At 55.5% G+C, this 20,797-nt stretch carries 21 protein-coding genes; 13 read left to right on the forward strand and 8 right to left on the reverse strand.

Annotated features, from left to right (window positions below):
- Positions 1-50 precede the first annotated feature (50 nt).
- Together HBA55_RS08670 and HBA55_RS08675 are read right to left on the reverse strand one after the other, a co-directional pair.
- Positions 51-2,198 (reverse strand): TonB-dependent receptor, encoded by a 2,148-nt coding sequence (locus tag HBA55_RS08670; protein ID WP_166989423.1) that lies wholly within the window; start codon positions 2,196-2,198, stop codon positions 51-53.
- A gap of 82 nt (positions 2,199-2,280) precedes the next feature.
- Positions 2,281-2,604 carry a hypothetical protein gene (locus tag HBA55_RS08675; protein WP_166989424.1) on the reverse strand — a complete coding sequence of 108 codons (324 nt, stop codon included), beginning with the start codon at positions 2,602-2,604 and terminating at the stop codon, positions 2,281-2,283.
- A 206-nt stretch (positions 2,605-2,810) separates the two neighbouring features.
- Between HBA55_RS08675 and hisB the strand changes: the two genes are divergently transcribed.
- Together hisB and hisH are read left to right on the forward strand one after the other, a co-directional pair.
- Positions 2,811-3,404, forward strand: a complete 594-nt coding sequence (gene hisB / locus HBA55_RS08680) for an imidazoleglycerol-phosphate dehydratase HisB (RefSeq protein WP_166989425.1) — start codon at positions 2,811-2,813, stop codon at positions 3,402-3,404.
- 32 nt (positions 3,405-3,436) lie between these two features.
- A complete protein-coding gene (gene hisH / locus HBA55_RS08685; protein WP_166989426.1) occupies positions 3,437-4,090 on the forward strand; it encodes an imidazole glycerol phosphate synthase subunit HisH in 654 nt (217 codons plus the stop codon).
- A 48-nt stretch (positions 4,091-4,138) separates the two neighbouring features.
- Here hisH and HBA55_RS08690 read toward each other — a convergent pair whose 3' ends face one another.
- A complete protein-coding gene (locus tag HBA55_RS08690; RefSeq protein WP_166989427.1) occupies positions 4,139-4,534 on the reverse strand; it encodes a PilZ domain-containing protein in 396 nt (131 codons plus the stop codon).
- Positions 4,535-4,744: 210 nt separating this feature from the next.
- Here HBA55_RS08690 and HBA55_RS08695 point away from each other — a divergent pair, with 210 nt between their 5' ends.
- A complete protein-coding gene (locus HBA55_RS08695; RefSeq protein ID WP_166989428.1) occupies positions 4,745-5,644 on the forward strand; it encodes a sensor domain-containing diguanylate cyclase in 900 nt (299 codons plus the stop codon).
- A 66-nt stretch (positions 5,645-5,710) separates the two neighbouring features.
- Positions 5,711-6,484 (forward strand): imidazole glycerol phosphate synthase subunit HisF, encoded by a 774-nt coding sequence (hisF, locus tag HBA55_RS08700; RefSeq protein ID WP_166989429.1) that lies wholly within the window; start codon positions 5,711-5,713, stop codon positions 6,482-6,484.
- A 42-nt stretch (positions 6,485-6,526) separates the two neighbouring features.
- On the opposite strand, the gene HBA55_RS08705 is transcribed toward hisF, so the two are convergent.
- The 5 genes from HBA55_RS08705 to gpmI form a co-directional block, all read right to left on the reverse strand.
- Entirely contained in the window at positions 6,527-6,742 is a 216-nt protein-coding gene (locus HBA55_RS08705) for a DUF6316 family protein (protein ID WP_166989430.1), read from the reverse strand.
- Between the two features lie 366 nt (positions 6,743-7,108).
- Positions 7,109-7,999 carry a divergent polysaccharide deacetylase family protein gene (locus HBA55_RS08710; protein ID WP_166989431.1) on the reverse strand — a complete coding sequence of 297 codons (891 nt, stop codon included), beginning with the start codon at positions 7,997-7,999 and terminating at the stop codon, positions 7,109-7,111.
- A 133-nt stretch (positions 8,000-8,132) separates the two neighbouring features.
- Positions 8,133-9,557 (reverse strand): S41 family peptidase, encoded by a 1,425-nt coding sequence (locus HBA55_RS08715; protein WP_166989432.1) that lies wholly within the window; start codon positions 9,555-9,557, stop codon positions 8,133-8,135.
- Between the two features lie 128 nt (positions 9,558-9,685).
- Positions 9,686-10,843: a murein hydrolase activator EnvC family protein gene (locus HBA55_RS08720; protein ID WP_166989433.1), complete on the reverse strand. Its 1,158-nt coding sequence runs from the start codon at positions 10,841-10,843 to the stop codon at positions 9,686-9,688.
- 69 nt (positions 10,844-10,912) lie between these two features.
- On the reverse strand, positions 10,913-12,448 hold the full coding sequence (gpmI, locus tag HBA55_RS08725) for a 2,3-bisphosphoglycerate-independent phosphoglycerate mutase (protein WP_166989434.1): 1,536 nt from the start codon (positions 12,446-12,448) through the stop codon (positions 10,913-10,915).
- Positions 12,449-12,681: 233 nt separating this feature from the next.
- On the opposite strand from gpmI, the gene HBA55_RS08730 reads away from it, so the two are divergent.
- From HBA55_RS08730 to HBA55_RS08770, 9 genes are all read left to right on the forward strand, one after another.
- Entirely contained in the window at positions 12,682-13,197 is a 516-nt protein-coding gene (locus HBA55_RS08730) for a rhodanese-like domain-containing protein (protein WP_338109378.1), read from the forward strand.
- Between the two features lie 43 nt (positions 13,198-13,240).
- Positions 13,241-13,504, forward strand: coding sequence for a glutaredoxin 3 (grxC, locus tag HBA55_RS08735; RefSeq protein WP_166989435.1), 264 nt, complete (start codon positions 13,241-13,243; stop codon positions 13,502-13,504).
- 153 nt (positions 13,505-13,657) lie between these two features.
- Positions 13,658-14,161, forward strand: coding sequence for a protein-export chaperone SecB (secB, locus tag HBA55_RS08740; RefSeq protein ID WP_166989437.1), 504 nt, complete (start codon positions 13,658-13,660; stop codon positions 14,159-14,161).
- A gap of 233 nt (positions 14,162-14,394) precedes the next feature.
- Positions 14,395-14,649 (forward strand): GrxA family glutaredoxin, encoded by a 255-nt coding sequence (locus HBA55_RS08745; RefSeq protein ID WP_166989439.1) that lies wholly within the window; start codon positions 14,395-14,397, stop codon positions 14,647-14,649.
- Between the two features lie 118 nt (positions 14,650-14,767).
- Positions 14,768-16,426 (forward strand): peptide ABC transporter substrate-binding protein, encoded by a 1,659-nt coding sequence (locus HBA55_RS08750; RefSeq protein ID WP_166989441.1) that lies wholly within the window; start codon positions 14,768-14,770, stop codon positions 16,424-16,426.
- A 5-nt stretch (positions 16,427-16,431) separates the two neighbouring features.
- Positions 16,432-17,376 (forward strand): ABC transporter permease, encoded by a 945-nt coding sequence (locus HBA55_RS08755; protein WP_166989443.1) that lies wholly within the window; start codon positions 16,432-16,434, stop codon positions 17,374-17,376.
- A 16-nt stretch (positions 17,377-17,392) separates the two neighbouring features.
- Entirely contained in the window at positions 17,393-18,784 is a 1,392-nt protein-coding gene (locus HBA55_RS08760; RefSeq protein WP_166989445.1) for an ABC transporter permease, read from the forward strand.
- A gap of 5 nt (positions 18,785-18,789) precedes the next feature.
- Entirely contained in the window at positions 18,790-19,842 is a 1,053-nt protein-coding gene (locus HBA55_RS08765) for an ABC transporter ATP-binding protein (protein ID WP_166989447.1), read from the forward strand.
- Complete coding sequence (locus HBA55_RS08770; RefSeq protein WP_166989588.1) at positions 19,842-20,786, forward strand: ABC transporter ATP-binding protein; 945 nt, start codon at positions 19,842-19,844, stop codon at positions 20,784-20,786. Before HBA55_RS08765 ends, HBA55_RS08770 begins: the two co-directional genes overlap by 1 nt.
- Positions 20,787-20,797: the final 11 nt, after the last annotated feature.

A 20,797-nucleotide genomic window follows, 5' to 3' on the forward strand; every position in this document is an offset into this window, starting at 1 on the left:
AGCAGTGGTCGAAAAGGTTTTTGATGTGAATCAACTAATGGTTGATGTCGTTAAAAAGAGAACCTCACACCGGCACTCAGCCCGCGACCCGCTTCCGGCGCAACTTCGCGCAGGAAGGAAGTGGCGTGGCGGATTTCCTCGTCGAGAAGATTGGTTGCACGGAAGAACACCAATCCACTATTTTCGCCAACGGAGAATGGCACATTGATCGATGCATCCAGGCGGGTGTAACCATCGGTGGCTTCCTCGCCCTCGCCGGGACGATCCTGTTCACCGGCTTCGATGATCTGCAGTGAGCCTGACCAGCGAGTCTGCTCAATGCTGAACTCAGCGCCGACCCTGTCCGGAGAAACGCGGGGTACATCACCACCCTGATCAAATTCGGCACGAACGGCGTCTGCAAACAGTCTCAGCTTCACGGATTCACTGAGAGACAGATTGAGTTCAACTTCCGCGCCTTTAAAAGTCGCATCCTGTTGGTCGTACTGGAAAATCAGGAACTCGGAATCGTGATCTTCTTCACCGGTGTTGCGCTGGTATATGTAATCGCCGATATCGTTATAAAACACATTTACTTTCAGATCGGAAACCAGGCCGCCAGGAGCTGGCTGCCACTCGTAGCCCAAATCCAGGTTACGACTGTTCTCGGTGTCCAGGCTGCGGTCACCCAGGTCATAGGTCTGAGTGGCAATGTGAGCGCCATCAGACACCAGCTCTTCCATGCTCGGCGCTCGTTCCGCCATGCCCAGCACCACACTGAACTGATGGATATCTTCCAGGCTCCAGTGATAGCCCAGTGAGGCACTGGTGGAGTCGTGATCGATGCTGCGGGCATCGTCGGGGTCCACACTTTGTTGTTCCAGGCGCAAACCGAATTCCAGCCACTGATGTTTCCAGTGCTTTTCTTCAATCCAGTACAGACCGGTTCGCTGGATATTGGTCATGGAAGGAATAAAGGCTTCTTCACCCTCGGCACCATAGTCGCGGTCGAGGTGCTGCAGACCAAAAGCGCCTATCCAGCCGTTGCGTTCTTTGTGCACCAGTTCGATCAGCGTTTCAAAGGCCTCACTGGTGTATAGGGTACCGATTTCGGCACCTTCCAGCTCAGTGTGCTCATAGTCGTTATAGGCGGCTCGCCAGGTCAGCTTGTCAAAGCCGGCAAAGGGCTGGTTGAGCTGGCCTTTCAAATCGTAGCGGGTCTGCTCCATGTCCACCCGCACCGGGGCTTCATCTTCATGGCCCTCTTCGTCGTGATGAGCCTCGTCATCATGGTGTTCTTCTTCCTCGTGATGTTCCTCATCCTCGTGGTGCTCTTCTTCCTCGTGATGATCCTCGTCGTCATGATGCTCTTCCTCATCATGATGATGCTCGTGTGCGCCGGCTGGGATGCCGTAATTGTTTTCCTGGCGATTCACACTGAATCCAACAAAACCACGCTCACCGATCCAGGAAAAGCCCAGACTGCCGGCTTTGGCGTTGGCATTGGAATTTTCGATAAAGCCATCACTGGATTCTTCCGGTTCTTCCTCGTTGGCAAAACCGGGGATATCCACATTGTTGCTTTCGCGATAGAGAGCATCCGCGTGCCAGGCGAAGTGCCCCCCGGCTTCCAGGGCCCGCTGGCCATCCAGGCGCAGGACGCTGGCGGTTTCATCATTGACGCTGTTGTGGCGGGTTTCCAGGGCACCACTGAAGGGTTCTTTCTTGAGTTGGCCTGGAATGCGGTTATCGATCACATTCACCACACCACCGATGGCGCCGCTGCCAAAACGGAGGGTGGCCGGACCCCGCAGTACCTCGATCTGCTCCGCCAGCAGAGGCTCAGTGGTGTTGGCATGGTCGGCACTGGTGTTTGAGGCGTCCAGAGTGTCGAGATTGTCCTGCATCACCTTAACCCGGTTGGCGCTCTGGCCCCGAATCACCGGATTACCGACACCAGGACCAAAGGAGGCGGCGCTGATACCCACCTGCCCGGTCAGGGTCTGGGAGAGGGTGGCGGCGGCCTTATTGCGCAGCTCCTCACCGTTGAGTACCGAGATAGGACGGGCGTTATCGCTGTGCTGGCTGTGGATGGGAGAGGCACTGACCACCATCTCTTCCATATCGTGGTGTGGATTAACGGCGACGGCCAGCGGCGACAGCATAGAAACAGGAACAGCGGCCATCACGGCGGCCAGGGGTATATAACGGTTTTTCATGATCTTCTCCACAGGAACGCACCCTCCTCAGGAGGCCTCCCCGTAATACTCGGTAGTGTTATCGGGCAGAGCCCGGTAATAATCAGACTTGGACGAGTAAAAGCGCCGGTGGCGCACGAATGGAGAAAGAAGCCGTGAGATCCGCGCCAAAACCGTTGTGGACGGCTGGAGTCGATGGCCCGGTCAAGGCGATATCAGTAAGCCCAGCGGCCGGGGCTACCATTACATCGCCTTCGGTCGCCTGCTGCAGACAGAGGCTGCAATCAACGACGCTATGATCATCCAGATGCCAGTGGGTAGCCGTGGACAGCTGTGCCAAAGCCACCAGCAGTACCAGTAAGGGTACCCAGCGCAGATGCTGCCGCCAGCGCTGGCGCAGCAAAGGTGTTGAGGCAATGGTGGACATGGACGTTTGGCTAGCTGGAGCTGCTGCAGATTTGATCGATATTTAATCTTGACCGTTACATTGTTGCATTTGCTCCATAGCTTGACAAGCGCCGGGTTTGAGTGGGCTTTGGACTGGGCCAACCCCCAAGTGCGGGGTATAATCCGCGCCTCACGGCCCTCGGGCCAGCAACATCAAACGGAGATCGCCCTCCGACGGAGAGTATTATGGCGGAACGTACCGCAACTGTTAGTCGTGACACCCTGGAAACCCAGATTACCGTCAGTGCCAATCTCGATGGCACCGGTAAGGGTGAATTTGATACCGGGGTGCCCTTTCTGGAGCACATGATGGACCAGATCTCACGGCATGGGCTGATCGACCTTAACGTGACCTGTAATGGTGACAATCATATCGATGACCACCATTCGGTTGAAGATATCGGTATTACCATGGGGCAGGCGATATCCCAGGCTCTGGGCGACAAAAAGGGCATTCGTCGTTATGGTCACGCCTATGTCCCTCTGGATGAGGCCCTGTCCCGTGTGGTGATCGATTTTTCCGGCAGACCCGAGCTGATTATGAATGTGCCCTTTACCCAAAAACGGGTTGGCCAGTTCGATACTGAGCTGTTCTGGGAGTTTTTCCAGGGGTTCGTTAACCACGCTCAGGTTACATTGCACATAGATTGCCTGCGGGGCCACAACGCGCACCACCAGATTGAGACTGTGTTCAAAGCCTTTGGGCGGGCACTGCGTATGGCGCTGGAGCTGGACCCACGGATGGCAGGCATGATGCCTTCCACCAAGGGTACTTTGTAAGTTCGACCGACTATCTTAAAGAGAGCAGAAATATGGCAAGCAATCGTGTGGCGGTCATCGACTATGGCATGGGCAATCTTCACTCCGTGGCCAGTGCCCTGGAGCACGTCGCTCCCGACGCCGAAGTACTGATCAGTGCCGACAAAAAGGTGATTGAATCGGCCGATCATGTGATTTTTCCCGGCGTTGGTGCTATTCGCGACTGTATGGCCGAGATCCGTCGGCTCGGATTTGATCAGCTGGTGCCGGAAATCATCGCCAGTGGCAAGCCGGTGCTGGGTATTTGCGTCGGTATGCAGGCGCTGATGCAGCATAGTGAGGAGAATGGCGGTATCGAATGTCTGTCGCAGTTAGAAGGGCAGGTTAAGTTTTTCGGACAGGATCTGCATGACGAGCAGGGCACCCACCTTAAGGTGCCTCACATGGGATGGAATCAGGTGGGGCAGTTGCGTGATCACCCAATGTGGCAAGGTATCGAAGATGGCAGCCGCTTTTATTTTGTGCACAGCTACTACGTGTCAGCCGAGCGCCAGGATGAGGTGGTCGGTCGTTGTCATTACGGGGTTGATTTCGATGTTGCACTTAGTCACAACAACCTCTTCGCGGTGCAATTTCACCCGGAAAAGAGCCACACAGCGGGCCTGCAGTTATTGAAGAACTTTGTCGGCTGGAACGGCCGTGTCTGATTCCAAGGCAGCACTGGAGGCTCAGCAGACGCTTCCCTGCTGCCTGATTCAACCCATCGGTTCTGCAAAGTTGAGCAGATAATCCTGCAGATCCTCGGCGCATCCCTGCTCAAAGTCATTAAACTGGCAGCCAATTAAAAAACGGTCCTGGGCCAGGCGCCTAGTGTAGATAATCTGACATTGCATGCCGATTGGGACGTTTTCGCGGCTACTGGTTTCCACTTGAAAGCCGACCTGGAGGCGAAGGGGTTGATGGGGGTCCGGGCGTTGGATGTTAGGCATGAGCGCATTCACCAGCTCGCCCCCGCTTTGCAATTGCAAGCCACAGCGGGATAAATTCAGAAGCAGGGCTTCGGCAACCACCGATTCACTCCGCACTTCGCAGGGGAGGTGGGTACGAAATCGGGTGACCGCACGCTGATCAAAGGGGGTGTGGTTATTCAAACTGGGTCTGTCCATGTTCTTTTAGACGTGGCACGGGGCAATAAGTGCCTCAAGGCCCAGCCAGTTTAACTGAATCCCGATGTTAATGGCGTCTCAAAGCAGGTTTTGGCATCAACTAGCACTCTTTTGGTGCGCGGAAAAAATTGCGCCGAATTCCTGCGATTCCCTCATTGCTGATCCATACTCAATTCATACGTGGAGTGATCGAGCATGGAAGAGTCCCGCCAGCAGCCATTGAGCCATTCGCAGATCAACGCATTGATTAGCATCATCAACCGGGTGAAGGACCATCTGTCCATTGTCGGCCTGGATTATCGCTACCGAATGGTGAATGACGCCTACTTGCGTGCCACTGAGCGACGGCGGGAGGAAATTGTTGGCAGGCACGTGTCGGAGGTGATAGGAGAGCAAGCGTTTAAACAGGTGGCCCGCACCTATCTGGACCGCTGTTTCGGTGGGGAGTCGGTTTTTTACCGCAAGGAATTCACCTTTCCAGGCTATGCCAGTCCCAAATTTATGGAAGTATCCTACGAGCCTCTGCAGGAGCGGGATGGTGTCATTTCGGGGGCCGTGGTGGCTGCTCATGACGTTACCGCTCTGAAGCGGGCACAGGATCAGCTCAGTCGCCAGGCCAACCTGGACGCCTTGACAGGTCTGCCTAATCGCCGACAGATTCTCGCCCAACTGCAAAAATCATTGGCGCATGCCGATCGCGAGGGACGGCAGTGTCATGTGCTGTTTTGCGATCTCAATGACTTTAAACAGGTGAACGATCTGGGCGGCCACCTCGATGGCGACCGGGTGCTTATCGAAGTGGCCTCCCGCCTGCGGGAGGCACTGCGTCTCAATGAGGACATTGGTCGCATTGGTGGCGATGAGTTCCTGCTGGTACTGGATCAGCAAATGAGTGAAACCGAGTGTGATGCACTAGTGTCGCGCATAAAGTCGACACTGGAGCAACCGGTGGCAATGGAGCAGCATCAATACCGGATTGGCATCAGCGTTGGCTGTGCCAGCTTTCCTGCCGATGGCCGTACCGTGCAGGAGTTGCTCAGTTGCGGGGACGAACGTATGTACCTCGACAAAAAGCGAACCGACGGGGCCAAATGATCCCATAGAGCGCATTTTGCGTTACAATCGCCGCCCTCTAGCCAAACCGAATTCGAGCAGGTGTGTATGGGTCTCGCTAAGCGCATTATTCCGTGTCTGGATGTAGACAATGGCCGTGTTGTCAAAGGGGTTAATTTTGTGGGTATTCGCGACGCCGGTGATCCCGTCGAAATTGCCCAGCGCTACAATGAACAGGGCGCCGATGAAATCACCTTTCTCGATATCACCGCTACCCACGAGGGGCGTGATACCACGGTACACACTGTGGAGCAGATTGCTTCAGAGGTCTTTATTCCTCTCACCGTGGGCGGAGGCATCCGCACGGTTGACGATATTCGCACCATGCTGAATGCCGGTGCGGATAAGGTCAGTATCAACTCCGCAGCGGTGAAAAACCCAGAATTTGTCCGTGAAGCCTCTGAGCGTTTTGGGGCTCAGTGTATTGTTGTCGCGATTGATGCCAAACGGGTCAGTGCTGACGGCGAACCGGGAAAGTGGGAGATCTTTACCCATGGCGGACGCAAGCCAACCGGAATAGATGCGGTGCAGTGGGCGGTGAAAATGGCGGAATACGGCGCCGGCGAAATTCTGCTCACCAGCATGGATCGCGACGGCACCAAAAACGGGTTTGATCTCGGGGTGACCCGAGCCATCAGCGATGCCGTATCGGTACCGGTGATTGCTTCAGGTGGCGTGGGGGAACTCCAGCATCTGGTCGACGGGGTTGTAGAAGGCCGAGCTGACGCGGTATTGGCGGCCAGTATTTTCCATTTTGGGGAGTATTCGGTACCTGAAGCCAAGCGCTTCATGCAACAGCAGGGCGTCGAAGTACGTTTGTAGCGGGTAGCTGAACTGAAAGCCAGAGATCAGCAGTACTGATACTCAGGCTGCATATTGTTCCAGCGTCTTGGGGAAGTTGGGATCAGTGCTGCTGATAAAGTCGACAAAGTCAGAGCAGCCTACCTGGGCGTCTTCCAGCCGATCGAAAGGGCCAATATCCACACCCTCGCGGGTGGTGTAATACCAATAGCCATCCGACTCAAAAAATCGCTCGGATCTGGTCGGAGGCGCTCCCTGTTCGCCTGAACGAGTGGTCATGGTCGTTTTACCTGTGTCTGAAGCACATTTTCAAGACTGTCAGTCTTTGTTCGATCATCTATGGCGTCTCCAGGGTGGCGCAATCATCACTTGCGTTTCCCGTGCAGCCCCCAGCTGCAGAGACTCTTTTGGTACCTCTAAATATGTTATCGGCCAATCTCTATGGCACATTATAGCTCTATGCCAAGTGGTTGTGTTGGGCGACAGGCCCCGATGGGGCTGACAGTTGGAACAACGCATGAAAAAGATAAGCTACGCGCCAACTCTACAGCAGAAACTCTAACGTGTTCCTATAAAAGGTCAAGCGGTCTTGAGTCGTTGCGCTAAGAAATACCAGATTTTTCCTGCGTTTTTGCAAGTTTTTTGCTAATTCTGAGGTGTATCCAGGGGATTTTGTGCGTCGAAGGAAGGTGTGTTGAGCAGCGTGCCATCTTCTGAAGAAGCGCCAGCGGTGGAGACAGCAATTTTTGACTGATGAACAGGAGCTGGCTCAGATAGGGGTTCAGATGCCGTGCTGGGCAACAGCTGTGAGACCCCAACCAGTTCAATGCCCAAACCAGCCAATTCAGGTACCCAGTGCTTCAGGACGCTTAGAGTTTCCGGATAGGGGTGGCCTATTGCCAAGGCCCAGCCGCGCTCCGAAGCGATGAGAATCAGTTTGCGGAGTTGCTTTTCAATGGCAGCATCTTGGCGCACATTATCCAGAAAAATATCTCGTTTAAGGCTCGGAATCGCTTCCCGTTGTGCCGTTTCCCAGGCAATACTCCCGGGGCTGGTGCGACTGTCGACAAAAAAGAGGTTCTCCCGCCGCAATTCCATCATCAACCATGCCATGGGGCGCACCAATTGAGTGAGATGACTGCCCATATGGTTATTAAGCCCAGTGACATGGGGAATGGCAGCCAGATTGTTTCGCAGGGTAGATACAAACTCAGCGTGGGTCATGGCAGGCGTCAAGCCGCCAGGGTCCAGGGGGCGCTGCTTGAGAGTGCTCATGGGGGCATGCAGCATGATTTCCTTGCCCTGTTCGTAGCCCAGCTCCGCCAGTGCAACTCCATTAGGGCTGTGAGGCAGGACGGCTAATGTCAGAGCGCCTGGAAAACGGGCGGCGGTCAAACCGCGGGAAAGGTTATAGCCCAGGTCATCAATAATGATGGCTATGCGTGCGGGCTTGGCGTCGTTTGGCGGATAAGCTGTTTCAGCCTGGAGGGTTGGGCCGACAATTCCCAGGATCAACAATAGGCCAATCTTCAGCATTGGTTGGAATTGCAGCAGTGGCGAACAGCAGGGTAGTGACACAGCCGACCTAAACCAGTGGGTGGAGGTCGGCAATATAGCAGCTGACAGTCGAGTTGGGCAAAATTGCCATTCAGTTCGTAAGTAGCCCTGCTCAGTTGTCAGATACCAGTGGCGGTTCAGCCGCTTCGCTAATATCCTGAGCCATGCTCGGAGCCGGCTGGGACTGGTGTCGCTGGCCGAATAGATTAATGCCTTTGAGCAAGTTGAGGGCCTCAAACATTTGGTTGTCGCGTTTGAACAGATCATCGCGGCTTAATTCGGCTGCCTCGCGCTGCTTGCTGTCCACGGCCTCGCCCCCATTGCCGTTATCCAGTCGTCCCTGCAAATCCGCCTCCGTGGTGCGGCTGCGGGATTTAAGTGACGTGACCTTGGCGCGCTCCACTTCAATATCCGGTGTGATGCCCTGAGCTTGAATAGAGCGACCTTCGGGTGTGAAATACAGCGCCGTGGTCAGCTTGATGGCGCGCTCTTCGCTGAGCGGAATCACGGTCTGGACAGAGCCTTTGCCAAAACTCTGGGTTCCCAGAATAACGGCGCGGCGATGGTCTTGCAGAGCGCCGGCAACAATCTCCGAGGCCGAGGCGGAACCGTCATTGATCAAAACCACCACAGGCAGGCCATCGGTGACATCACCGGGTTTGGCCTCATAGCTGAGATCGGCGTTGTCGATCCGGCCTTCCGTGTACACTATCAGGCCTTCTTCGAGAAAGGCATCGGCCACTTCCACAGAGGCCTGCAAAACGCCGCCGGGGTTGTTGCGTAAATCGAGGATCAGACCCTTCAGCTCACCAGACTCCCGCTGCAGCTTTTCTATGGCGCGCAGGGTATCGGCACCGGTGCTGACCTGGAACTGGGCAATACGCAGGTAACCATAGCCATCTTCGATCATGCGGGTGCGCACACTCTGGACCTTGATGGTGTCACGGGTAATCACCAATTCAAACGGCTGATCGACACCGTCGCGAACGATGGTAAGCGTGATATCGCTGCCCTTGGGGCCTCGCATCATGTCCACGGCCTCGCCCAGGCTCATGCCTTTGACCGGTTTCTCGTCCAGTTTGATGATCAGATCGCCGGCCTCGACGCCGGCTTTTTCAGCGGGAGTGCCATCGATGGGGGAGACCACTTTCACAAAGCCGTTTTCCATGCCCACTTCTATGCCCAAACCACCGAATTCGCCGGTCGTGTTGACCTGCAGATCATCAAAGGAGCTGGCGTTAAGGTAGGCCGAATGGGGGTCGAGTTCAGACAGCATGCCCTTGATGGCGTATTCCAGCAGGGTGCTGTCGGTAATTTCCTCCACATAACCCTTGCGGATGTGCTCATAGACCTTGGTAAAGGTACGCAGGTCGTCCAGTGGCAACTTGCCCTTGGCCTCGGTCGCCGCCTCAGCGGCGACTTCAGGCTCCGTCGCTTCCCCTTGTGGTTGAAGCTCTTGTGACTGCAGTGGCAGGCTCGCAAGGCCGCCAAGAGCCAGGCACAGGGTAAGAGGGCGAAGAAGCTGAGTGATAGGCATGGTGAACTCCTGATGACTTGACGGTACCGCCGCACTGGCCGGACCGAGAGGGGCCTCCTAGCATTGTAGACCCTGGAGCTTGGAACTTGAAAGAGGGTCGAAGTTCCTTGCTGTTGCTTGAACGAGGACTAGGCCGATCGGCACCAGCGGGCCGGATCCGTGGGTTTGCCCTGGTGCCGAATCTCAAAATAAAGCCCTGCTTGCGCCTGGCCGCCAGTGTTACCGACCTTGGCGAGGATATCGCCTTCACTCACCCAGTCGCCGGTATCCTTTAGCAAGGACTGGTTATGGGCATACAGGCTCATATAGCCATCGCCGTGGTCAACAATGACCAGCAGACCATAACTGCGCAAGTAGTCGGCGAAGACCACCCTGCCATGGTGGACGGCCTTGACCGGTGTTCCCTCTTTGGAGCTGATCAGCACCCCCTCCCATTTAAGCTTGCCGGCAGCACGTGCGCTTCCAAAGCGCTGCACAATTTTGCCCTTGGTGGGGTAGCGCAGGCGCCCCTTCTGACTGCCAAAGGGACGCCCGTCTCCGGGTAGTGCCAGATTGGCGATAGTGGCGGCGACTTCGTCGAGCAAGCGCTGCAGCTGTTGCTTGTCCTGCGCCATTTGGGCTAATTGTTGGTCCTTGCGCTGGATGCTCTGCTGCAGCCTGGCCAGAGCCTTCTCCCGTTCCGCCTGGCGCTTGCTGAGCTGACGATGGCGCTCACCCAGACGTTTGCGGCTGGTCTCCAGCTCTGCTGTGCGTTTCTGGATGCGTGGTTCAATCGTATCGAGTTCGGCGATGGTGTCCAGGTAGGTATCTATCTGGTCGGCACGGGCGTCCAGAAAGTACTGGTAGTAACGGAGGGTGCGGGCTACCTGGGCCGGATCCTGCTGGTTGAGCAGCAACTTCAGCTGGCTCTGGTTGCCCAGTCGGTAGGCAGTGTTTATGTGTTCAGCAATATGCTTCTGCTGATCGCGCTTGGCGCTATGCAGCTCAACCCTCTGCTGGTTGAGCTGCGTTAACTGCTTTTTTTGGCTGGCAAGCTCCCCCTTGAGCCGCTCGATCTTCTTCAGCAGTTTGCCGATATCCACTTCGGAGCGCTGCAGGTTCTGTTGCAGTTTATCGCGGGTATTTTTAACGGTACTCAGCTCGGTCTTGAGTTCGCTAATGGCGCGCTGCAGCTCTTGCATCTTCGCCTGATAATCTTCGTCGCTGGATTGTTGTGCCAACGCATTGCTGCTGAGCAACAGCGGGAGGGCGAGAGCAAAGAGTGGGAATAGGAGCGGCCTGAGCATAGGGGGGTCCGGGATCGATAATGCAGAGCGGAGAGTGTAGCGAATCCCGCTCTGCGCCGACAAGGGGCCTTATAGCTCCACCAGGCTCCTGCCGGTCATTTCGGCGGGTTGTTCCACCTCCAGCAGGGCCAGCATGGTGGGTGCCACATCGGCCAGGCTGCCGTCGTCCTTTAGGCTCAGCGAGCGTGGGCCCACATAGGCAAAAGGCACCGGCAAGGTTGTGTGCTGGGTGTGCTTCTGACCGGAGACCTCGTCGAACATTTCTTCAACGTTGCCATGGTCGGCGGTCACCAGAGCTTCACCGCCGACTTTTTCCAGGGCATCGAACACCTTGCCCAGACAGGTATCTACGGCTTCCACGGCTTTGACGGAGGCCTCGAATTCGCCAGTGTGGCCCACCTGGTCGCAATTGGCGTAGTTGCAAATGATGGCGTCGTACTTGCCTGATTCGATGGCTTCCACCAGCTTTTCGGTTACCTCAAACGCACTCATTTCCGGCTTCTGATCGTAGGTTTCCACATTGGGAGATGGAATCAGGATTCGGTCTTCACCGTTGTATGTGTCTTCCTGACCACCGCTAAAGAAAAAGGTAACGTGTGCGTATTTCTCGGTCTCGGCAATTCGCAACTGCTGTTTGCCCGCCTGGGCCATTACATCGCCGAAGGAGTTCACCAGATCTTCCGGTGGGAATGCAACAGGAGCTTTGATATCTGCCGCATATTCCGTTGTCTGAACAAATGCACAGAGAGTGGGCTGCTTTGCGCGCTCAAAACCGTCGAAACCGGCATCCACAAAAGCGCGTGAGAACTGACGGGCGCGGTCCGGGCGGAAGTTCATAAACAACACGGCATCGCCATCGTTGATGGTGGCCGCCTCTTCGCCAATGACGGTGGCTTTCACAAACTCATCGTTTTCGTCGCGATCGTAGGCGGCTTGCAGGCCTTCCCCTGCGGTCAGGGCACGGTAATCCGCCTTGCCCTGGGTCAACAGATCGTAAGCCTGTTGCACTCGGTCCCAGCGATTATCGCGATCCATGGCGAAAAAGCGGCCGCAGATACTGGCGATGCGGCCCACACCCAGCTCCTTGAACTTGGCTTCGGCCTCGATCAGCGGTTGTTCGGCGCTGCGAGGTGGGACGTCACGGCCGTCCAGGAAGGCGTGCAGGTAGATTTCCTTGGCGCCACGTTGTGCAGCCAGGTCCATCGCGGCCTTGATATGATCATCGTGGCTGTGCACGCCGCCGGGGGAGAGCAGTCCCATAATGTGTACCGCCTTGCCGGCCTCTACAGCTTTGTCGATGGCTTCCACATAAACCGGATTGGTAAAAAAATCGCCGTCGGTGATGGCTTTATTGATGCGGGTGTAATTCTGGTACACCACGCGACCGGCACCGAGGGTCATGTGACCAACCTCAGAGTTGCCCATCTGCCCTTCGGGCAGGCCCACGGCCATGCCGGAAGTGTGAATCAGGGTGCGGGGTCGCTGTTCCCACACCTGGTCCCAGACTGGAGACTTGGCGGTCAGAATGGCGTTGTGCTTGGGGTTGTCGGAATAGCCAAAGCCGTCGAGAACAAGCAATACGAGCGGTTTTTTCACGTCAGTCATGATGTCAGTCGGGATCCTGTGGGATAAAGAATAATTCGGGCCGCAATTCTACCGTTTTCGGGTATTTATCTCCATGGCGGCTGGCCTCACAGCACTGACATTCGTGTATACTGCCCGGCCTCATTGGCCAAACCAAGGGCCATATGTGACTCGACCGCAAAACCGAAGGCTCGGAGGTCATTTCCGGCCTTATCATAGCGGCGCAAAACAACTCGATTAGGAAGCGAAAATCCGTGGATTTTATTACCTTTGTCGGTGAACAGTGGCTCCTGGTGAGCCTGCTGATGGCGCTGATTTACCTGTACATCTGGACCGAGGGCCGCAAAGGTGGCGCCACTCTGTCCATTCATTCCGCCACCCGCCTGATCAACCAGGGTGAAGCCGTGGTGGTGGACCTGCGCGAAGCCAAGGAATACAAGGCCGGCCATATCGTCGACGCTCTCAATATTCCCCACAATAAAGTCAATGACCAGCTGCCCATGCTGGAGCCACACAAGAGCAAAACCCTGGTGCTGGTGGATAAGTTGGGCCAGCACGCCGGCAATGCCGGGCGTACGCTCAAGGCCAAGGGCTTTACTGTCTGCCGGTTGCAGGGGGGCATGAGCGAGTGGGAAAGCCAGAATCTGCCAGTAGTCACCAAAAAAGACAGCAAGGCCAAGTCTGAGAAGGGCAAAGCCGAGAAAGGCAAGGGAAGCAAGAAAAAGGCCGACAAGAAAAAGGACGAGAAAGCAAAAGCCGCCGACGCGTGAGTGGATGCTAACCCAAAAGTAACTTAACATTGAGAGCCGATTTATGAGTGCGACCCTCTATACCACCCGTTATTGTCCTTACTGCCTGAGAGCGAAGGCGTTGTTGGATCACCGTGGCGTTGACTACACCGAGATCGCCGTGGATGGCAATCCGGAGCTGCGCCAGGAAATGATGGCAAAAAGTGGTCGCCATACGGTTCCACAAATCTGGATCGGCGAGCGCCACATTGGTGGCTGTGATGATCTGATGTTGCTCGACCGCAGTGGCAAACTGGAGCAAATGTTGGGTGCGGTGGAGGCCTGCTGATACCTCGTGTTGAAGCCCGCCGCCGGGTGATCCATGAATTTTTCAAGACGGGCTTGAAATGGCGTTGGGCGACCCCATAACCGTTTTGAACCGATTTACCAACCTGGGCCGACGCGGGATGCGTCTCTCCCAATAATAAATGAGTAAGGCATTATGGCTGACGAACAAACCCCAGAAACTACCGAAGGCGCGGCTGAGCAGCCTTCCCAGCAATTCGCGATGCAGCGTATCTACCTCAAGGACTTGTCCTTTGAGGCCCCAATGGGTGCTGACGCCTTCCGCAAGCAGTGGAAGCCCCAGGTTAACCAGGAGCTGAACACCAAAACCAACAAGGTTGAAGATGGTCTGTATGAAGTGGTTCTGACTCTGACCATCACCGTCAAGCTGGAAGAGGAGACCGCGTTCCTGGTAGAAGTTCACCAGGCGGGTCTGTTCACCATTCAGGGTATCGAAGGCCAGCAGCTGGCGCAGGTGTTGAATACCATGTGCCCCAACATCCTGTTCCCTTATGCTCGCGAAGCCATCGACAATGTGGTTACCAAGGGCAGTTTCCCGGCTCTGATGCTGCCACCCATTAACTTCGACGCACTGTTTGCCCAGGCGGTAGCCCAGGCCAAGCAGAAGGCCGAAGCGGCTGGCGAGCCTACCGTTAACTGATCATCAGTTTTCCCGGTACTCTCACACCGGGTACCCACAACAGGTACCCACAAAAAGCCTCGCCAATGTGCGGGGCTTTTTGGTTTTTGGAGCATCGAAATCACTAAGACGATGAGTTTTGCAGTTTCATTGTTAAAAGCTATTGATCAAAAATAATTAATCAATTTTATTTAGGGTTGCGCTTCTCTTACTCTGGGTATCAATCACCACTATCGACTGAACCGGAGTGAACCATGAGCCACGCCAACGTTACCCGCTACACCCTCTTCGGCCACCAGCAGTGCGGCTTCTGCCGACGCGCCAAACAACTGCTGGAAGAGCAGAATCTGCCATTTCGCTATGTGGATATTCACCAAGAAGGTATCAGCAAAGCTGATCTCTCCAAAACCGTAGGTCATGAGGTCACCACAGTGCCCCAGATATTCCATGGCCAAGAGTATGTGGGTGGCTTCGAGGCCCTGCAAAGACGCCTGACAGAAGCAGCCTGAGTACTTGACGGCAGGCGTCGGTCCGGTGGTCGCCGGCACCTGTTCGGAGCATAAAAAAATCATATATGCTTGAGGGAATGCTCAAGCAACTCGTCCTACAAGGAATATGGGATGTAGTATGACCACCATGATAACAACACAACACCGTCTCACCTTAGTCGCTCTGGCGGCTTTGATCTTGACCTCACTGACGCTCCTGTCGGTTCCCGCCCATGCTATTGGCCTCGATTACGAAAGTCGCAGCATTTCTCATGCGATTCGCCAGGAACCGCCAGACCTCAATACCACCACCAGTACCGATACCACCAGCAGCATGGTCCTGGATCACGTGATGGAAGGGTTGCTGGCCTATGATCGCGACAATAACCTGATCGGAGGTGTGGCCGAGCGCTGGGAGCTGCGTGACGATGGCGCCACCTTCTGGATTCGCAAAGGTGCCAAATGGAGTGATGGCAGCCAGATTACGGCACACGACTTTGTGTTTGCCTGGCGCAAGGTGCTGGAGCCCGCCAATGCTTCCGAGTATGCCTTTATCCTGTTCCCGATTCTCAATGCCCAGGCGATCAATGAGGGCAAGATGCCTTCGCATCAACTGGGTGTTCGGGCGGTGGATGATTACACCCTGGAAGTGACCCTGTTCCAACCCTGTCCGTACTTTCTGGGCCTGACGGCGTTCAGTGTGTTGTTTCCGGTAAAGGAGTCTTTTTACCAAAGCCGCGGTGAGCGCTTTGCTGCTGATGCTGAGGACATGCTCTATAGCGGCCCCTACATCATCACCGAATGGGTACACGGGGCCTCCATTAAAATGGAGAAGAACCCTCACTACTGGCGCAAGGATGAGATATGGCTGGAGCGAATCGACATTCCTTATATCACCGAAGATGCCAATGCGCGCATGAATCTCTACCGGGACAACAATATTGCGCTGGCCGATGAATTGGTAGCCGAGAGCCTGCAGGGCGCACTGCAGGAACGCATGCAGATCAAGACCTTTCTCGATGGCGCGGTGTTTTTTATCGAATTCAATTTTCGCGACCAACACGTGACTCGCAACCACAATCTGCGCAAAGCGATCCAGTCGGTATTCAACACTGACGATCTGGTTTACAAGGTGTTGGGAAATCCGGGCAGTTATCCCGCCTACAGTTTGTATCCGCGTTGGATCAAAGGCGTGAACGATCTCTACAAACGGGAGTATCCACCCATCAAACCCCAGCTCAATGCCGAACGTGGACGCCAATATCTGGAAGCGGCCCGCAAAGAGCTGGGAGTGGATCGGATTCCGCCCCTGACACTGTTGGCGGATGACAGCCCCAACGGCCAGAAAACGGCGGAGTATCTGCAAACCCTGTTGAAGCAGAACCTGGATCTGGATATTCGTGTGGACGTGCAAATCTTTAAACAGCGCCTGGCAAAAATGACCGCCGGTCAGTTTGATATGGTGGTCTCAGGGTGGGGGCCGGACTACGACGACCTGCTGACCTATGGCGATCTGTTCCTCAGCCACAATCTCAATAATCGCGGCCGCTACAAAAGCGATGAATATGATCGCTGGGTGGGAGTGGCGCAAAGCTCCCTGGATACCCGTGAACGTATGGATGCATTTAATGAACTGCAAAAAATCATGTTCAGAGACGTGGTGATTGTCCCTTTGTACGAACGCGGCAAAATCTTTGTGCAGCACCCCCGCCTGAAAGGGGTGGTGCGTCGCGCAGTGGGTGGAGACCCCAACTTCAACTTTGCCACCATTGAGCCACCCGCCGGCACTGCGAGGTAAGGCACATGATTGAATTTATTCTCAAGCGTCTGTTGTCAGGTGTGATCACCATCTGGTTTATCGCCACCGCCACCTTTGTGGGGATGCATATGGTACCGGGTGACCCGTTGGCCAATGCCAAAGCCATGAAACCCGAAATCCGACGTAATATTGAAGCCCGCTACGGGCTCGATAAACCCGTATGGCACCAATACGGAATTTTTATGGGCAATATGCTCAAAGGTGATTTCGGTATCTCGTTCACACAAAAAAATCGCCATGTGAATGACATTATCCGCGAGCATTTTCCCGTCTCCGCCCTGTTAGGTGTGATGGCCCTGGTTATCGCCACTGCGGGCGGGATTGTCTGGGGTGCATTGACGGCGGTTTACCGGGATCGATGGCCCGATGGCGTAATCATGTTCCTGGTGGTGATCGCGGTTTCAGTACCGAGTTTTGTGTTCGCCATGCTGGGGCAATTGGGCATTCTGGCGTTTAACGATCTGGTCGGCGCGTCGTTGTTGCCGGTGGCGGGTTGGGGGACGTTCAGTCATATGCTGGTGCCGGCATTGGTGCTGGGGCTCGGCACCATGGCCTACCTCACTCGTCTGATGCGCTCGTCCATGCTGGAAGTGACCAGCGCCGATTACATTCGCACGGCCCGCGCCAAAGGGGTATCGCCATTGCGTATCTTCTTTAAGCACCAATTACGCAATGCGATTTTGCCTGTCATAACCGTATTGGGGCCATCCATTGCCGCGATCACCACCGGCGGCTTTGTGGTTGAACTGGTGTTCGCGATTCCCGGATTGGGGCGCTACTTTGTGCAAGCCGTGCAGCAATTGGATTACACCGTGATCATGGGCACCACCGTATTCTACGGTGCATTTTTGGTGGTGATGGTGCTAGTGGTCGACATCCTCTATGGCTTTATTGATCCGCGTATCCGGGTCGCCAAGAGTGCAGCCTAGGGAGTGACAACAGACCATGAATAACCCCGTGACCTTTTCCAGTACCGATTTCGAACCCCTGCAGCGAGGCGACCAGGCAGACGTTCTGGTGCGCCCCTCCTTGTCTTACTGGCAGGATGCCTGGCGGCGGCTCAAACGCAATCGTCGAGCTATCTGTTCGCTGTATTTGATTGTCGGCCTGCTGGTGTTTTCCTTTGTGCTGCCTCTGGTGGCGGACTTTGATCCCGTCAGTCAGGACCTGACTCAGATTTCCCAGGGCCCCAGTCTCGGCCGCAAGTCTCTGGTGGTGAATACCACACCCTGGCAAGGCATCTACGCCGACCATGCCGCCCATACAGGGCCACTGTCGCCCGTTACCGGTCTGCAACTCTACGGTGAGGCGCACACCGAGTCAGTTCGGTTGGCATGGCAACCGGTGCCGGGGGCGGTCGGCTATCGGGTGTTTCGTCATCTTCTGCGTCCGTCCGGTCCCACGGACCTGGGGCTGCCGCTGGGGGAAACTGAACAACTGAATCAGGTTTTCTTTGAGGACCGATTAAAGCTGGAGCCAAGCAAGTACTATTACTCGGTGCAAGCCTATTCAGCCGGCGGAGACGTTTCCGATTACGCCACTCTGCGTGTCACACCTCGCCACGCCATCGGCGTCGGATCTGCCGTTCAGCGTGGACTTATCTCCTCACAAAACCCGGAGACGTTTGTCGGGGAAGAGGTAGAGCTGAAGCGTCATTTGCTGGGAACGGATTATCTCGGTCGAGATATGTTGGCTCGTCTGATTTACGGCGGCCAAACGTCGCTCTACATCGGTATTGTTGCGCCCTTGCTATTTGTCATTATCGGCGTCATCTACGGTGGGCTGGCCGGCTACCTGGGTGGTCGCGTTGACGAAGTGATGATGCGTTTTGCCGACTTTGTGATTGCACTGCCGTTCCTGTTGTTTATGATTCTGTTCCGCGTCGCCATGGGTATCGGACCCGGCGAAAGCGGCATCACTCCGATGCTGATTGCACTGGTGGTGTTAAGTTGGCCGGCCACGGCCCGCCTGGTGAGAGGGCAGGTACTGCAACTGCGAGAACAACCCTTTGTGGAAGCGGCGCAGTTAATGGGTGGCAGCTCTCACTATCTGATCTGGCGACATATGTTGCCGAATGTGATGGGTGTGGTGCTGGTCTCGCTGACCTTTTCCATTCCCACGGCGATTTTTACCGAGGCATTCCTGTCCTTTATTGGCATGGGGGTGGCGCCGCCAACGCCCAGTTGGGGAGCCAACTGCAACGAGGGCGTCAAGTCATTCCTCAGTCATCCCCATGAGTTGCTGTTCCCGGCTTTGCTGATCAGCATTACGGTGCTGGCCTTTAACCTTCTGGGTGATGGTTTGCGCGATGCCCTCGATGCGAAAATGAAGGGTTAATGGACATGAGTGACAACAACATCATTGAACAGCATAAGGCGCCGGCGTTGGACGTCCGCGATCTTCAGGTGGAGTTTGACGCTCAGGGCGGCGTGGTAAAAGCCGTACGAGGAGTCTCCTTTTCGGTAAACCCTGGAGAAACGTTGGGCATCGTCGGTGAGTCCGGCTGTGGTAAATCGGTGACCATGATGAGTGTGATGGGGCTGATTCCCATGCCCCCCGGTCGTATCGTTGGTGGCTCGGCCAAACTCAATGGCCGTGAACTGTTAGGTTTGCCGCTGCGTGAGCTTAACAACATCCGCGGTGCCGAGATCGGCATGGTATTCCAGGACCCCATGAGCGCGCTGAATCCAACTATGCGTATCGGTGAGCAGATTGCCGAAACCCTGATGATCCACCGTGGCATTGGCAAGACTGAGGCGCTGAAACGTGCGGTGGAATTGCTTGAACGCACCAAAATTCCCGAAGCGGCCAAACGGGCGCGCCAATACCCGTTCGAATTTTCCGGCGGCATGTTGCAGCGAGCGGTCATCGCCATGAGTCTGGCCTGCAATCCTTCAGTGCTGATCGCCGATGAACCCACGACGGCTTTGGATGTGACTATCCAGAACCAGGTGCTGGAATTAATGCGCGAAATCCAGCGCGAAGAAGGTATGGCCATTGTTTTGATCACCCACGACCTCGGAGTGGTAGCTCGCATGGCGGATCATGTAACGGTGATGTATGCCGGCCAGGTGGTCGAGAGCGGCACGGTGGACGATATTTTTTATCGCAGTGCCCATCCTTACACCCTGGGATTAAAAGAAGCGATGCCATCGGCGGAAATGCATGTGGAACAAAAGCTCACGGCAATTGCCGGCAGCCCACCGGATCTGTTTGCACCGCCGGCCGGTTGTGGTTACTGCAATCGTTGCAATCATGCGTTAAATATCTGCGACAAGCTCGGGCCGGAGTTGATTGCCGTTGGCGAAGGACACCACTCGCGTTGCTGGTTACAGCATGCGCAGGCCAAGCGGGAAGTGGCGGAGCTGTATCAGGGGAGTAAGCGCGCGTGTTAATGCAGATCAAAAACCTTCAAAAGCGTTTTCATATAGGGCGCAGTCAAACGCTGCACGCCGTGGATGGCGTGAGTCTGGATATCGCGGAAAATTCCATTGTCGGTCTGGTTGGAGAGAGTGGCTCCGGCAAGTCCACATTGGGCAAAACCCTGGTGGGCTTGCACGATAAATCCGGCGGCGATGTGTATTATCGTGGCGATCGATTGCCGGACAGATATAAGTCCGCGGACTACCGTCGCTACAGCAAAAACATACAGATGATCTTTCAGGACCCCTACGCCTCATTAAACCCACGTATGACCATTGAGGAAATCCTGACCGAACCTCTGCGTTTGCAGCACCAGGGCGACAGCAAAAGCAACCGGGAACTGGCCGCCAGCTGGCTGCAAAAAGTCAATCTGCATGCAGCTCATTTGGGGCGTTATCCCCATGAGTTTTCGGGGGGGCAACGCCAGCGCATTGGTATTGCCAGGGCCTTGATTACCGAACCCGATTTTGTGGTTTGCGACGAACCCATTTCGGCACTGGATGTGTCTGTGCAGGCCCAGGTGATCAACCTGCTCGGTGAACTGCAGGATACCATGGGCCTGACGCTGCTGTTTATCGCCCACGATTTGTCCATGGTGCGCTACATTTCGGACGAAATGGTGGTGATGTATCTGGGCTCTGTGGTGGAGCAAGGTCCGTCCGACGACGTCTTTTTTACCCCCAAGCACCCTTATTCCCAGGCACTGACCAAGGCTAACCCCCTGGCAGATCCCAAGCAGGAAAAGCAGCGCAGCCATGATTTGATCAAGGGAGAAGTGCCATCACCGGTCAACCTGCCTCCCGGTTGTCGTTTCGTGGGGCGCTGCCCGAAAGCGAGTGAGCGTTGTCACAGCGAGAGGCCACTTCTGCAACCGGTAGGGCGTGATCACTTGGTTGCCTGCCACCTTTACGACTAATTCGGAGACAC

The sequence above is a fragment of the Pseudomaricurvus alkylphenolicus genome (genome assembly GCF_011683955.1).
In the GTDB taxonomy this organism is placed as follows: domain Bacteria; phylum Pseudomonadota; class Gammaproteobacteria; order Pseudomonadales; family Cellvibrionaceae; genus Pseudomaricurvus; species Pseudomaricurvus alkylphenolicus.

What these genes read in the sequence shown, in the direction of transcription:
- HBA55_RS08670 (WP_166989423.1), bottom strand. Translation starts at nt 2,198, where the DNA reads ATGAAAAACCGTTATATACCCCTGGCCGCCGTGATGGCCGCTGTTCCT.
- HBA55_RS08675 (WP_166989424.1), bottom strand. Translation starts at nt 2,604, where the DNA reads ATGTCCACCATTGCCTCAACACCTTTGCTGCGCCAGCGCTGGCGGCAG.
- hisB (WP_166989425.1), top strand. Translation starts at nt 2,811, where the DNA reads ATGGCGGAACGTACCGCAACTGTTAGTCGTGACACCCTGGAAACCCAG.
- hisH (WP_166989426.1), top strand. Translation starts at nt 3,437, where the DNA reads ATGGCAAGCAATCGTGTGGCGGTCATCGACTATGGCATGGGCAATCTT.
- HBA55_RS08695 (WP_166989428.1), top strand. Translation starts at nt 4,745, where the DNA reads ATGGAAGAGTCCCGCCAGCAGCCATTGAGCCATTCGCAGATCAACGCA.
- hisF (WP_166989429.1), top strand. Translation starts at nt 5,711, where the DNA reads ATGGGTCTCGCTAAGCGCATTATTCCGTGTCTGGATGTAGACAATGGC.
- HBA55_RS08705 (WP_166989430.1), bottom strand. Translation starts at nt 6,742, where the DNA reads ATGACCACTCGTTCAGGCGAACAGGGAGCGCCTCCGACCAGATCCGAG.
- HBA55_RS08710 (WP_166989431.1), bottom strand. Translation starts at nt 7,999, where the DNA reads ATGCTGAAGATTGGCCTATTGTTGATCCTGGGAATTGTCGGCCCAACC.
- HBA55_RS08715 (WP_166989432.1), bottom strand. Translation starts at nt 9,557, where the DNA reads ATGCCTATCACTCAGCTTCTTCGCCCTCTTACCCTGTGCCTGGCTCTT.
- HBA55_RS08720 (WP_166989433.1), bottom strand. Translation starts at nt 10,843, where the DNA reads ATGCTCAGGCCGCTCCTATTCCCACTCTTTGCTCTCGCCCTCCCGCTG.
- gpmI (WP_166989434.1), bottom strand. Translation starts at nt 12,448, where the DNA reads ATGACTGACGTGAAAAAACCGCTCGTATTGCTTGTTCTCGACGGCTTT.
- grxC (WP_166989435.1), top strand. Translation starts at nt 13,241, where the DNA reads ATGAGTGCGACCCTCTATACCACCCGTTATTGTCCTTACTGCCTGAGA.
- secB (WP_166989437.1), top strand. Translation starts at nt 13,658, where the DNA reads ATGGCTGACGAACAAACCCCAGAAACTACCGAAGGCGCGGCTGAGCAG.
- HBA55_RS08745 (WP_166989439.1), top strand. Translation starts at nt 14,395, where the DNA reads ATGAGCCACGCCAACGTTACCCGCTACACCCTCTTCGGCCACCAGCAG.
- HBA55_RS08750 (WP_166989441.1), top strand. Translation starts at nt 14,768, where the DNA reads ATGACCACCATGATAACAACACAACACCGTCTCACCTTAGTCGCTCTG.
- HBA55_RS08755 (WP_166989443.1), top strand. Translation starts at nt 16,432, where the DNA reads ATGATTGAATTTATTCTCAAGCGTCTGTTGTCAGGTGTGATCACCATC.
- HBA55_RS08760 (WP_166989445.1), top strand. Translation starts at nt 17,393, where the DNA reads ATGAATAACCCCGTGACCTTTTCCAGTACCGATTTCGAACCCCTGCAG.
- HBA55_RS08765 (WP_166989447.1), top strand. Translation starts at nt 18,790, where the DNA reads ATGAGTGACAACAACATCATTGAACAGCATAAGGCGCCGGCGTTGGAC.
- HBA55_RS08770 (WP_166989588.1), top strand. Translation starts at nt 19,842, where the DNA reads ATGCAGATCAAAAACCTTCAAAAGCGTTTTCATATAGGGCGCAGTCAA.